Origin of the sequence: Arthrobacter sp. B3I9, assembly GCF_030816935.1 — a bacterium.
Taxonomy (GTDB): Bacteria; Actinomycetota; Actinomycetes; order Actinomycetales; family Micrococcaceae; genus Arthrobacter.
On sequence record NZ_JAUSYO010000001.1, the window covers coordinates 320056 to 333717 of the forward strand.

General features: G+C 63.7%; 7 protein-coding genes. 2 read left to right on the top strand and 5 right to left on the bottom strand.

What is annotated here, in order from left to right:
• Positions 1–5300: 5300 nt before the first annotated feature.
• The 5 genes from trxA to QFZ65_RS01680 all read right to left on the bottom strand — a co-directional run bounded on the left by trxA (position 5301) and on the right by QFZ65_RS01680 (position 11332).
• Entirely contained in the window at positions 5301–5627 is a 327-nt protein-coding gene (trxA, locus tag QFZ65_RS01660; RefSeq protein ID WP_306907758.1) for a thioredoxin, read from the bottom strand.
• A gap of 36 nt (positions 5628–5663) precedes the next feature.
• On the bottom strand, positions 5664–6620 hold the full coding sequence (gene trxB, locus QFZ65_RS01665) for a thioredoxin-disulfide reductase (RefSeq protein ID WP_306907760.1): 957 nt from the start codon (positions 6618–6620) through the stop codon (positions 5664–5666).
• A 179-nt stretch (positions 6621–6799) separates the two neighbouring features.
• Positions 6800–8413 carry an ABC transporter substrate-binding protein gene (locus tag QFZ65_RS01670; RefSeq protein ID WP_306907762.1) on the bottom strand — a complete coding sequence of 538 codons (1614 nt, stop codon included), beginning with the start codon at positions 8411–8413 and terminating at the stop codon, positions 6800–6802.
• Positions 8414–8584: 171 nt separating this feature from the next.
• A complete protein-coding gene (gene murJ / locus QFZ65_RS01675; protein ID WP_373427552.1) occupies positions 8585–10723 on the bottom strand; it encodes a murein biosynthesis integral membrane protein MurJ in 2139 nt (712 codons plus the stop codon).
• Positions 10724–10783: 60 nt separating this feature from the next.
• Positions 10784–11332: an NUDIX hydrolase gene (locus QFZ65_RS01680; RefSeq protein WP_373427553.1), complete on the bottom strand. Its 549-nt coding sequence runs from the start codon at positions 11330–11332 to the stop codon at positions 10784–10786.
• A gap of 179 nt (positions 11333–11511) precedes the next feature.
• Here QFZ65_RS01680 and QFZ65_RS01685 point away from each other — a divergent pair, with 179 nt between their 5' ends.
• Positions 11512–13020, top strand: a complete 1509-nt coding sequence (locus tag QFZ65_RS01685) for a CCA tRNA nucleotidyltransferase (protein ID WP_306907766.1) — start codon at positions 11512–11514, stop codon at positions 13018–13020.
• 8 nt (positions 13021–13028) lie between these two features.
• Positions 13029–13601: a histidine phosphatase family protein gene (locus QFZ65_RS01690; protein ID WP_306907767.1), complete on the top strand. Its 573-nt coding sequence runs from the start codon at positions 13029–13031 to the stop codon at positions 13599–13601.
• The last annotated feature ends 61 nt before the right edge of the window (positions 13602–13662 follow it).

Here is a 13662-nt window from a genome sequence, read left to right on the forward strand (position 1 = left end):
CGTGTTTCACGTGAAACGTGCACGCTGCACTTCGCATTATCTGTCGGGTGCCCCTTTTTCGTGGGTGCGGCCCCTGCCTGCCTGCGGTTTCACCTGAAACACGAGCGTTCCCACGCGAACGAGCAGCCCTGCAGATCCTTGGAAAACGTTCTGGGGAGGCTTACGTCTACATATCCGGCGGCGTCACGCCCGCCCGCTGCCAGGGCGGCCCCCGCCTGTACGCACGAGTATTTCAAGACCCTGTCGCGGCATCAGCAGAAGCACCTGGGAGGTGCAGTGAGCTAAGAGCAGGACCCTGTGCCGCACCCCCTGCCTATGCGCATTGTGTCGTTTTTAGGGATGCCCTGATTCGGGGCAAGCCCGCATTTCTTGGCTCGTCGGGCGACCAATGGCGTGTCAGCTACGGCAACTGGGCGAAGGAGGCCGTCGTCGGTTGCATAACACTATGACGCGTCACTGCGGTCCCCCGTGAACCCGCTGTCGCATTTGATTCTAGGGGCGCGGCCGTATGTACTGCGTCATCGCCATGAGCTCTCCAACCTCAGTCGGTCGGCCGGGTAGCTGTTGCCCTTCCCCGCACCGGTATCAAGGCGAGGTCGCCAGGGCCCCGATAACGCGCTAGCCGGCCTTCACCCACGCATGACCGCGCTAAAGGCCGTGGAGGGGCCAGGATGGGCTCGCAGCAGCTCTGGTGTAAGTCCTGATTTGGCCGGCGCATCCGTGAGGCGACGTGCCCCCACCACCATTGGCATCCGCCCAGCGGCGCCGATGGTGCTCGTCCGCCCGTCGAGTCCACTGACCCCCTTGAACCGTCGGAAGCGTGCCAATATGGTGGTTGCGGCGGGGAAGTCTGGTAGCGGCGCAACTGCCGGGTGGGGTGCAGTCGCATTGGGCAGGGCATGCTTAGCCGGCGCGATGTACTAGGCGCCTGAGGGCGCATATGCGCTGGTTTCCCGTGGTCGATCGTCAGCCAGGACGGTTCGCTTTCGGGATGCCGATTTTCCGGGGGGTTCCCATGGAGAGCGACTCCCCCAATTGCCCATGCTCGTTTCCGACATCAGATGGTTGGCATGCAGGAGGTGCGCCGGTTGCGGTGCTGAAGGATGCAATGCGATTGTCCCCGGGGCGCGGGAAGCGACATGGATGGCGACTTTCGGCCCGCAGAATGGATGGCCAAGTCGGACCCAAGGGGCAATCAGCCAGTCCTAGTTACGGTGGCACTGGGTTGCGTGCGGAATGGGCCCCAGTGTGCAGCTTGCGCTGCCGAAAAAGCCGTGTTCGGGGCGTAGGGCGAGAACACGGCCGAAGGAGCCACAGAGGGGGCAGGGGGAGCTCCCTGGGCCTCCCCCTCCCCTCTGAATGGCGTTCGTGGTCAACTACGAAAGGATCCTAAGCGGCGGGCATGCTGACCGGGGTCGCGTCACTACACCGCAGGTGCATGTGCCTTTTGGCATCGCTTATTCCATGAGGATCGCATCGCGCGGCTGTGAACCTCGTCACCTCGTTGCCCAAATAGTGTCAGCTGGCAAGGGGGACGGAGTGTCGGCCGCCTACGTGCTGAATCAGACGAGACGACTGAATAAGCCAGTTCGGGCGGCTCCGTCGGTGGTGGAGAACCGCAGTTCAAGGGGCGGCCTCGGCGGTGGAGCAAGGTGGAAAACGCTGTGGATAACTTTGTGCATGATCGCGCCAACAGTGCGCACAAGATGTGTCCGGACACTGCGCTATTTGCGTCTACGACACGATCTCCGACGGACGCTCAGTTCCTGCGGTGCCGTTTCACGTGAAACATTTTGAAACCGTTGCTTCCCCGGCAAGGGTGCTTGCCGGCGCGTATCTTGCCTTTTTTGGTTTATAACGCAAGGCTGGCAACCCAGGCAGGCCTAGTCATCGCACCGCCCGTCCTGCTCCGGTGCGCCACAGACGTACACCATCCCAGGCGAAGTCGACAGCCCCTCCCGACCCCCAGCCTGGAAGATTCAAGAGCAGCCGCTGTGCTGTAAGGAATCACTCAGCCCTTGTGGACAACGGTGTGCATAACTTCTGTGGAGAACATCACCAACCGTGCCCCTCTCTACGCCAAGGCCTTTCCCTTTCACCCAAAGGTCGACGCTGATGGCTCCAGCCGCCCGGCCTTCACCTGCCCAGCTGTAAGCGATCTACCGCAGTCGTCGGTTTCATGTGTTCTACCAGGGTGGACCGGTTAGACACTGGTTTAGTGACAGCTCTGGTCTGGTGACGTCGCTTCGCGATTTTGTGGGGCCACTATCGGCCGGCACGAAGCAACGCTGAGCGCGCTTCGCCGGTAGCGACGTCGCCGCGGGCGATTGTCCAGTAATTCTGTCCCGCTGGCGGTGCCGTCGACGCAGGCTCGCAAGCGCGCTGCACCAGGCCCAACTGAAGAGGCTAGCTAGACGGCACTGCCGCAGGGGCTGGAACGGTACATGTGGTCAATCGCTGAAGGGACGCTTGGCTTGTTCTTAGGCTTCATGCGGTTCGTTCCCGGTCAGACGTACGAGTTCGCCCCGTACAGGCAAGCCGTGAGCTCCTGGAGGAACTAGAGCAATGCCCAATGGCGTGCAGGGTTAAGGATCCCTCCGACATTCAAACTGCGCCGACTTCATGCCCTTGCTGGGTGCGCGCAGGAGTTGTCCTGTTCCCCTGGCATCGTTTGCACGACTCCAGGGGAACCTCAGTCCCAAGCAGCAGAGCAGGAGTGACATGGGACCTTCGGTGGTGTGTGCCTTGATGCCCCGAGGGACGTGTAGCTCATCGCCAAGATGTCGAAGTCTTGGCCAATCCGCAACGGCATTCATTTCCGGGTGGTTTCTACCGGTGGCACCAGGCGGGAGGGTGACGCCGAAAGGGGGCTTTAGCACTAGGAACACGTGACTGGCGTGCCACTGTTGGCGTGCTGCGGGGTCGGGGGTGAGCTTGCGGCCATTGATAGCGGTCCTGTCGTGTTTCACGTGAAACAACCCAGGCTAAAGGCCGTTTCTCGGGGCACCCGTTGGCGCCGGACGTTCACCGCGATCTGAGGTACGTAGGCGCTATGCCCCACCTGCTCCGTCACCCACTGCACCCGCATGCCACCGTGCCGGGGGGACGGACCACGCCCAGCTCGCATGCCGACGGACCCCAGCCCTGCTCTAATGCGCTGCCCGCGCACGCAGCGCGGACGGAGCCGCATGCCCTCCAGTGTAAGGCGGCGCTCTTAACATGCTGATCCTCAAGCGTCGAAGGAAACGGGAAGGGGTTGTTACGGCCGTAGCCACATCGAGCAACGCCCCTCTCGGTGCCCGCCCAGGGGGTGCGCCGAGTGTTTCACGTGAAACTGGAGTCCAACATCGTCCGCCAAGCGTACGCCGTGACTCCGTTGGGCCGGTGAAGTTGAAAGTGGTCGAGCAGGCGCGCAATCCCCTGCTTCGTGCCTATGTTTCATGTGAAACACCCCGCCGCTAGGTGGGTCTCAAAGCGGCTCCAGACCGACCAACCCGGCACCATGCTTCGTGAGCTGCGACGTTGGTCCCCCCTCGTGTTCCTTCCTGCACGCCTGTCATTTTGGTTCAGCCCTGAAGAAGGCGCGCTAGACGGGGGGGGCTAGGGACAGTGAAGAGGTTCACGGAACTTGCTGTTTTCCCCCGTGTGGGCCTTGCCTGCGCCCGATCAGAACGTTTTTTGGCGTTGCCCGTGCAACCAACACCTGGGCATACGTTCGCCGCTTGGTGCTCCCCAGTAGGTGCATCCTTGGCCGAAAAGACGGACCTGCGGACAGCAGGCAGGCTGCCCAGGACCCCTTTTCCAAGGTGCGTTTCACGTGAAACAACGCCGCGCTTACGGCAAAGCAGATGTTCCCAATGGGCCGTAGTCCGCATGTTCGCGCCGCAAATCCGAGCTGGCTTCGTGGGTGACGAGCGTACAGAGCCGCGCTGTTTCGTCCGGCAGCGGCCAGGGGTGGACTTGCGCCGAATTGGGTGGATCAGCTCGAAAAACAAACCCTCAACAAGAAGAAGCGCGGCGGGCGTCTGCGTCGGTTGTATCTCCGCGACCGCATGCGGGCGTTTCACGTGAAACGTAATAGCAAGAGCGACCGATGGGAAGTCAGATAGCCCCGTCGGCCTGGTGATGACACAAACGGATGGGTACAGCGAGGATTCGCCTCCGTGGGTAGCCGAGAAATCGCTCGCGTATCGCTCGGCATTCCGGCTTGCTTCTGTAGACGGAGCCTCCGTGGGCCGTGTCCCTACTCGCAGAGACTCCGGACTGCATCTGACGTGATCGCCGGTGCTTCTGGGAGCGGACGACCTGAAGAGCCGGCGGGAGAAGCTCACGCCAGAGGAGCAGCGAAAGCGCTAGCACCATGGCAAAAAGAAAGGCCCCACTTCCATGAAGTAGGGCCTTCACGCCCGCCAGTCAGTCTGGACGGCCCTAAAAGATTGGGCGCTACGCGAGAGACGCCAGGAATTGCCAAGTGGCTCGCAGAACCTGTTGCCTCTCCCACGTAGGCCTTGCCTGCGCCCCAACAGAACGCTTTTAGCGATCCCCCGGAACCAGCACTTGGGCGTAGGCCCGCCGCTAGACGCGCACGAGCTGTTTGCTCCCTGGCGGAAAAATCGGGCGTGCAGACAGCATGCACGGTGCGCCCAGGCATATCTGTGACGAGCGTTTCACGTGAAACAAGCCGTGTCTACAGCAAAGCGGGTGTTCCCAACGGGCCGGGGTCCGGGTGTTCACCCCGCAAATGCGAGCTGGTTTCGTGGGGTCGCTACCATACAGCGCCGTGTGGTTGCCTCCAGCAGCGACCTGTGGTGGAACATGGCCAAGATTGGTGGAGCTGCTCCAAGCACCAACCCTTCATCGAGAAGCAGCGCGGGCCCGGGTCTTTCGGTTGTTCCTCCCACCAGCGCATGCGGGCGTTTCACGTGAAACGTGTCGAGCAAGAGGGATCCGATAAGCGGTCAGATCGCACCGTGTGTCTAGTGAGAACACAAACGGATGGGACGGCGAGGATTCGCCTCCCTAGCTGCGGCAAAATGACCAATGCACAGCATCGGCTCGGCGCCCGGCTTCCTTCTGCCGACTGATTCTCCGTGGGCGGTCCCCCTACCCGCCAGAAAGTCCGGACGGCATCAGGAAGTGATTGCCGGGTGCCCACGTGGAGCGAGGGCTGCAAAGAGCCCGGAGGGAGAGCGTACGCTTGAGGCGCAGAGAAGCGCTGGCACCATGGCAAAAAGAAAGGCCCCACTTCCATGAAGTAGGGCCTCCCGTACCGCGTTTTATACGGCGCAATCTCTGTTGGGCTAGGACAGTACGTCCGCAAATTCCTTTTCAAAGAACTGCTTGGGCCGCGCGCCAATTACGGTGCCCTTAACCTCTCCGCCCTGGAACAGATAAACGGCAGGGATGGAGGTGATGCCATACTCAGCAGCGATGGCCGGGTTGTCGTCGACGTTGACCTTGACGACGTTAACCTTCTCGCTGTACTCCACGGAGATTTCGTCGAGGATCGGTCCGAGCTTACGGCAGGGCCCGCACCACTCCGCCCAGAAATCCACAATTACGGGCTTGTCTGCGGACAAAACGTCGCTGCTGAAACTTGCGTCGGTTACTTCTTTTGCGTTGCTCATAATTTTGTCTTTCTCTTCGATGGGTCGATGCGCCGTTTAGGCGCTGAAGTCGGCGAGGTAGTGCTCGACGTCGAGGGCGGCCACACAGCCGGACCCGGACGCCGTGATGGCCTGGCGGTAGGTCGGGTCGATGACGTCGCCGGCGGCAAACACACCCTTGAGGCTGGTTTTAGAAGTACGCCCTTCAACGGCGATGGTTCCTTCGGGGGTGAGATCCAGTTTGCCCTTGACGAGGTCGGTGCGGGGATCGTTGCCGATCGCCACGAAAACGCCTGTCACTGCCAGCTCGGTCTCGGTCCCGTCCACGAGGTTCTTCAACTTCAGGCCAGTGACTTTGTCCTGGCCGAGGACATCCTCCACGCCGCTGTTCCAGACGAACTTGATCTTGTCGTGGGCCAGGGCGCGGTCAGCCATGATTTTCGAGGCCCGCAGCGTATCCCGGCGGTGGACCACGGTGACCGTCTTTGCGAACTTGGTCAGGAAGAGGGCTTCCTCCATGGCGGAGTCGCCGCCGCCGATGACCGCAATGTCCTGATCTTTGAAGAAGAAACCATCGCAGGTTGCACACCAGCTGACGCCGTGGCCGGAGAGGCGCTTTTCGTTCGGCAAACCCAGCTCACGGTAGGCCGAGCCGGTAGAGAGAATGATGGAGCGCGCCCGGAAGTTCTCGCCCGTGCCGATGGTTACGGTCTTGATGTCGCCGTCGAGGTTCAGATCGGTCACGTCCTCGAATTGGATTTCAGTGCCGAAACGGGCGGCCTGCTTCTCGAAGTTCTCCATGAGGTCCGGGCCCATGATGCCGTCCGGGAAGCCCGGGTAGTTCTCCACATCGGTGGTGTTCATCAGCTCGCCGCCGGCGGTGACGGATCCTGCCAGGAGCAGCGGCTTCAGGTTTGCCCGTGCCGTGTAGACCGCGGCGGTGTAGCCCGCGGGTCCTGAGCCGACGATGATGACATCACGTACTTCGGACGCGGTGTTTTCTGCGTTGCTCACTGAACGGTGAACCTCTTCCTTTGTCGATGCGCCCGCCTGCGTGGCTGGCCACATGGCACAACTATTAGTGGGTGCTGAATATTCCGGTGAAACCGGGCATCACAGAATGACGCTACGGTTCAGGCTACCGCTTAGGACTGGCAGTCGGCCGTGTGGAGGAAGCCGGATGACGCGCGGAGTTACTGGACCTTGATCTCGGCCAGACGCAGTCCAAAGCTGTAGCGCGTCTTCGGCGCTGCGAGCTTGGGAAGTGTCTTGATGGAGACGATCACGTACTGCGCGGTGACCGGCTCCTGCAGGGAGATGGTCAGATCAGGCGACGTGAAGCTGTTGCTTCCGACTGGCTTGGCACCGTCCAGCGAAGGCCGGTCATTGGTGAGGACGTTGATGTTTCCACCGGATGCCCCGAGCTGGCTCAGCGTTACCGAGGAGACCGCTGATGGACTCTTCAGTTTCACCACCAACGGCACTTCAGTGGCGAGGCCGCCCCAGTTGTCTGTGGCGAACTCCATGTCCGACCAGTAGCTGGCTCCGTTCCCGTCAACGGTCTTGCTCAGGTCATCGTCATACGTTCCGGCGAAATCGAAGTTGCCGGTTCGGGTAACGCTCTCGATCGCTGGCGGTCCGGCCGCCGGGGCCGAACTGGCCGTCGTCGTCGGCTTCCCGGAACCGGCGGCCGGAGTGTCCGCGGAAGAAGTACCGGCCGCGGGCGGTGGTGAGCTCTTGAAGAGGCTCCCAAGGTTGGTCACGGCGAAGATCAGACCCGCAACCAGGACGGCTGCGAGCAATCCTCCGACAAGCCAGCGCTTGGACCGCGGTTCACGGGGCTCTTGGTCGTCCTTGTATTCGTCCTCATCCGCTTCGGCATCCCGTGCAGCGGCGGGGAAGCTGCGCGGCGTGCGGTCCTGTTCCGGAGACAGCAGTCCTCCAGCGGCGGCGCCGGCGGCTACGGGGCGCTCCTGGCGGGGCGAGTGGTTCTGTTCAGCCGGAGCGTCATGGGCGTAATCAGCTTCGGACCACAGGGAAACCTTCGGCTTCTCAGCGGGCGCCGGCTTGGCGGGTGCCGGCTCTGCGGGCGCCGACGACCTGGGCACACCGGGCTGCATCGCCGTCGGCTGAGATGCGGCCGCATCCTGCACGGGCTGGGGCGCGGTCTGGTGGGGCGTCGCCTTCTGGGGCGCAGTTTTCGGCGACTTCCCACTCCGGACGGCCTTGGCGGCCTTGCCTCCTGCGAGCCCTCCTGCAGCGGCTGCGGTTGCACCTGTTGACGGTGTCGACGCCGGACGGGAAGGTTCGGGCGACGGCGCAACCGGCAAATTAGACTGCTCAGCGGCCGCGCGCGGCTGCTGGCTGTAGTCGATGTAGCCGGCTTCGACTTCCTCGTCGTCGTAGAGGCCGTCGTAGGTTTCAGGTTCCTTGGAGCGGGGCTGTCCGAAGATCTCACTGCCCAGCGTGTCCGTGAAGAAAGGTTCAATGTACGGCGGGTTGGAGGAGACCACGAGGTCCAGCAGGTCCGCTGCCGAGGTGTGGTTTGTAATCAGGTACGTGGTGAGGTCACTGACGCCGAGGTCGAGGATCTGCACGTGCCCGGGCCGCTCTCCCGTTGCTACCTCACGGGCACTCTGGGCCACCTGGTCGCCGTTTTCCGGGCCGGCCACGAGGATGCTTACGGCACGGTTGAGCACCTGGTCAACACCGTCCAGCACCAGATCCTGGTCATGCGAAGTCAGTACGGTGGCGGTCACCTTGTAGCGGCCGCCCAGTACTGATCCGACATCGATCGGGTGGGACACGGGTTCCTCCTAGACTGTCCGGGAACTGCCGGCCTGGCCACTTCATCAGTGACCTCGGGCCCACCGTTAAAGCCGGTGGCCCATGGTCTGCAACTCCCCTTGTTAGTCTCCGATCCTAGCCGATTCAGTGTCCGGGCCGCGGAAGCACGGCGTCGGAACACCGCAGGGGCGCTATTTTTTCTTCTTCGGACCGAACGGGAAATACGGATTGTGTCCGGGGGCGCCCTGGTACGTCCGACGGCCCGGCAACGGGACATCACCTCGGCCCAGACCGCCCTCGGCCGAACTGGGTACGTCTTCGGCGGGCAGGTAACCGCCCTCGGGCCCGGCACGCCAGCCGGCGCGTTCCTCGGGTTCACGGATGTCCGGCCCGGCTCGGAAGGACGATGCATCGAACTCCCCGGAGATTCTCGGAATCAGGCCTGTGTCCACCGAGACGGTGGCCCGTTCCGGCCGGGTGGGGCCCCCTCCCGTCCCCGGAGCAGGACGCGGGGCGGCACCGGCGGGGCCTGCGGGAACGGGGCCTGTGGGAACGGGGCCTGCGGGAACAGGGCCTGTGGGGGCGGAATCTGTGGGGGCGGAATCGTCGTCGGCGTTCGAGCCGCGGCGCAGGCGGCCCAGCAAGGGCTGGAGCAGGTCGCGCAGTTCGGTGACGCGGAAGAGCTTCAGCAGGACGAGATAGGCAGCCAGCATGATGGGGCCGACGACGACGATCGTCACCAGGGCGGCAACGGGGGTGCTCCAGGCGAACCCGTCGGGGCTGTAGCTGCCCAGCAGCCACAGGGCCAGGGTTCCGGCGAGAGCGGAGCCGAGCGCCGCGTAGCCCATTCTGATGTAGGAGCTGGCAATCCGGGGGCCGTCCAGGTGGCCCAGGAACCGGCGCAGGAAGGTGGCACTGACGATCACGGAGAGGATGTTCCCGCAGGTATAGAGGATGGCGATCGCGAAGATGATCTGGTCAAACGGCAGGAACTGGATCAGGAAGGCAGCCACCACGTTGACCAGAGCCAGAACCAGCTGGATGAAGAATGGCGTACGGGCGTCCTCGTTGGCATAGAACACCCGGGACATCATGAAATTGGCGCTCATGAAGGGAGTGCTGAGGGCCAGGATGGTGAGCGTCTGGGCCAGCATGACACCGTCCTGGCGGTCCCCGCCTGAGAAGAACATGCCCAGCGGTCCGGCGAGGGCAAACAGCGCCAGCGCGCCGAAGACCGTCGCCACGGCCATGGTCCTCAGTCCGTGTGAGAGAGCATTGCGCAGCTCGGTGTGGTTGCCGTCCTGGGAGGCCCGGGTCATCCGGTTGAAGAGCACGGTGGCAAGGGAAAGCGCGATGATCGAGTGCGGCAGCAAGTACAGCTGGCTGGCCACCTCCAGCACGGCGTTGCCGGGCAGCGTGTTCGCCGCCGGGTCGCCGGCCCGTTCCAGGCGGAGGCGTTCGGCACCCGGGATAGTGGCGATGCGCATGACGTAAAGGAAGGCCAGCTGCCCGACGGCGGCAGTCGCCAGAGTCCAGACGCTCAGTTTGGCGGCCTGTCCCAGGCCCACGCCGCGCCAGCCGAAGCGCGGCCGGAGCCCCAGCTTAAGCCGGAACACCGGGACCAGCAGGATGGCGGTCTGGGACACTACGCCGATCGTCGAGAACCCGGCCACCAGAATGGTCTGGAAGGAGTCCCAGTTGTCGATGGTGTGGGGGTTGGCGGCGTTCGTCCCCATGATGCCGATGAACATGCCCAGTCCGGCGATCGCAACGATATTGTTCAGGATCGGCGCCCACATGGCCGGCCCGAAGGCGCCGTTGGCGTTGAGGACCTGGGTGAGCAGGGCGTACAGGCCGTAGAAGAAGATCTGCGGGAGGCACCAGAAGGCAAAGGTAACGGCGAGAGCCTTCTGCTGCGGCGAATAGTCCTGGGTGGTCAGATCGATGACCCAGGGCGCCAGCAGGGTGACGAGCAGCGTGAGGGAGAGCAGCACCAGCACGGCCAGGGTCAGCAGCCGGCTCACGTAGTCGGCTCCGCGGTCGGGCGCCTTGCTGGCCTTGATGATCTGCGGCACCAGGACGGCATTGAACACCCCGCCTGCCACCAGCAGGAAGATCAGGTTCGGCAGGTTGTTCGCGTTGATGAAGGTGTCATTCACCGTGGACCCGAGGCCCAGGGCGGCAGCCAGCATCCAGGTTTTACCGAACCCAAGGACGCGCGAGACCAGGGTGCCCGCGGCCATGACGGCGCTGGAACGGGCTTCTCGGGCGTGGACGGCTGTGGAATCGGCGGGACCGGACGGCGAGGGTGTGGATTTGGCGGGTGACATCGTCTTCATCGTCTCACCCGCTCATGGCTTTGTGCGCCATCGACGGCCTGTCCCGGCCGTCTACCGCTGTTCCGGCAGGACTTCCTTGGCGAGATCTGCGATGCGCCGCTCGTTCGGAAAGGAGAGCCTGCGGGCCAGCTCCTGGATGGGCACCCAGGCGACGTCCACGGCTTCCTTATCCGGATCGTTTTCGATCGTGAGCTCCCCGCCGGTGGCCTGCAGCAGGTAGTGGTGGACCGTTTTGTGCACGCGGTGCCCGCTGACGGTGAACCAGTAGTCGATGCTGCCCAGCGGTGCGAGGATCTTGCCCTCTATCCCGGTTTCCTCGGCGATCTCGCGGACGGCGGCTTCCTCGTTGCTCTCCTGGCCTTCGGGATGGCCCTTCGGCAGGCACCATTCCAGCCGGCCGCCCCGGTTAAGGCGGGCGATGATGGCCACGCGCAGTGCGGCGTCGGACGTGTCCACAACGACGCCACCGGCGGAAATCTCCTCCACGGTCGGCAGGGAAGCCTGTCCCGAATGCTGGACCGGCGCGACGTTGGCCCCGATTGCCGATGGCAACGGGGCGTTTGTCCTCCTGCCGGGAGCACTGGGTACGGGATGGGCCATGAGGTCCACTCTAACGACTCTTGTCCGATGTTGATGACCTCAACATGACAGGAAAGTGGATGGCTGGATAAGTGGTCGCTGGCGGCCCCATACCTACACCCCGCGCGGGCATTGGGGACGGTACCGGGATCGTGTACGGCGGTTTTCTGGCAGGCCCGAGAAACTATGCTTAAGAAACTATGGCGCATGCACATCACAAGACCAGCTCACAGACTGTCGACTTCCAGGTGGACCCTGTGGTTCTGGAGCTGGGACAGCGTTTCGTTGACGCTGGCCACGAACTCTCCCTCGTCGGCGGTCCCGTACGTGACCTGTTCCTGGGACGTGTCTCCCCCGACCTGGATTTCACCACCGACGCCACGCCGGACCAGACCGTTGCGCTGATCAAGAAGTGGGCCGATAACTACTGGGAGATCGGCCGGGCTTTCGGCACGATCGGAATGCGCAAGGCAGGCTTCCAGATCGAGATCACCACCTACCGCGCCGAGGCCTACGATCCGGACTCCCGCAAACCGGTGGTGGCCTTCGGACATTCACTCACCGACGACCTGCTGCGGCGGGACTTCACGATCAACGCCATGGCACTGCGGCTGCCCGAGCTGGAGCTGGTGGACCCTTTCGGCGGTGTCCGTGACCTGCACGGTTCCGTCCTCGCGACGCCCGGAACCCCGGAAACCTCATTCTCCGATGACCCGCTGCGCATGATGCGCGCGGCCCGGTTTGCGGCCCAGCTCGGCGTGGCCGTCCATGACGACGTCCGCCAGGCCATGACGCGGATGGCTGAACGAATCACCATGATTTCCGCCGAACGGGTGCGGGAGGAACTGGTCAAGCTCATCTGCGCTGCCCATCCCAGGGCCGGCGTTGACCTGCTGGTCGATACCGGGCTGGCCGAGTTTGTGCTGCCCGAGGTCGCCGCTCTCCGTTTGGAGGCCGATGAACACCACCGCCACAAGGACGTCTACCAGCATTCGCTTCAGGTCCTCGAACAAGCCGCCGGCCTGGAGACCGGTGCCGACGGCGCCGTTCCCGGCCCCGACTTCGTACTCCGGTTCGCCGCGCTGATGCACGACGTCGGAAAGCCGGCCACCCGCCGCTTCGAGCCGGGCGGCGCGGTGAGCTTCCGGCACCACGACATGGTGGGCTCCAAGCTGACGGCGAAGCGCATGAAGGCGCTCCGCTTCGACAACGACACAATCAAGGCTGTGGCCCGTCTGGTCGAGTTGCACATGAGGTTTTACGGTTACGGAGACGCCGGCTGGACCGACTCGGCCGTCCGCCGCTACGTCACCGACGCCGGGCCCCTCCTGGAACGCCTGCACCGGCTCACCCGCTCGGACGTGACCACCCGCAACCAGCGCAAGGCGGAGCGGCTGTCCTTTGCCTATGACGACCTGGAGTCCAGGATCGAGGCACTGCGCGAGCAGGAATCGCTCGAGGCCGTCCGTCCCGATCTGGACGGCGGACAAATCATGGCCCTGCTGGGCCTCAAGCCCGGTCCCGTCGTCGGCCGTGCCTACAAGTTCCTCTTAGAGGAGCGCATGGAACACGGCCCGCTGGATCGGGACGTTGCTGAGGCTAAGCTGCACGAATGGTGGGCCGCACAGCCGGAGTCTTCCCCTGACCCTGACCCTGACCTTGTCGCCAGCACCGCCGTCGAACCGTCCAGATCTGAGGAGTCCAAGTGATTGCACCGATGAACGCTCCGCGACCGCAGTTGTGGATCCTGCGGCACGGCGAAACCGAGTGGTCAAAGAGCGGGCAGTACACCGGCCTGACCGACCTTCCCCTCACGGTGGAAGGTGAGCAGCAGGCGGTCGAGGCCCGGAAGGTGCTCGACGCCGTCGACTTCGATCTTGTGCTGACCTCTCCGCTCCGGCGCGCGCGCCGCACCGCTGAGCTGGCCGGATATCCGGGCGCCCAGCTGGAGCCGCTCGCCGTCGAGTGGGACTACGGCGATTACGAGGGCATCAGCTCCGACCTCATCCGGAAGGACAATCCGGAGTACCTGATCTGGACGCACGGCGTGCCGAACGGTGAATCGCTCGACGACGTCGCTGCACGTGCCGACAAGATCGTTGGCCGCGTGCTTGAGTCCGGTCTGGACAATGTCCTCATTGTGGCCCACGGCCACTTCTCCCGGATCCTCACTGCGCGGTGGCTTGGCCTGGATCCCCGCGAGGGCCGGCACTTCATCCTGGGCACCGCCAAGGTCTGCACCTTGGGCTGGGACAAGAAGACACCGGCCGTGGTGCGCTGGGGCCTGTAGAAAACCGCCGGGAACCAGCTTCAGTGCGTGGCCCCCTGCCTGGTGTGTAGCCGCGCCGCGG

Bases quoted from the DNA above. Each gene is read 5' to 3' on its own strand.
- trxA (WP_306907758.1), bottom strand. From the start codon at position 5,627: ATGAGCAACGCAAAAGAAGTAACCGACGCAAGTTTCAGCAGCGACGTT.
- murJ (WP_373427552.1), bottom strand. From the start codon at position 10,723: ATGTCACCCGCCAAATCCACACCCTCGCCGTCCGGTCCCGCCGATTCC.
- QFZ65_RS01680 (WP_373427553.1), bottom strand. From the start codon at position 11,332: ATGGCCCATCCCGTACCCAGTGCTCCCGGCAGGAGGACAAACGCCCCG.
- QFZ65_RS01685 (WP_306907766.1), top strand. From the start codon at position 11,512: ATGGCGCATGCACATCACAAGACCAGCTCACAGACTGTCGACTTCCAG.
- QFZ65_RS01690 (WP_306907767.1), top strand. From the start codon at position 13,029: ATGAACGCTCCGCGACCGCAGTTGTGGATCCTGCGGCACGGCGAAACC.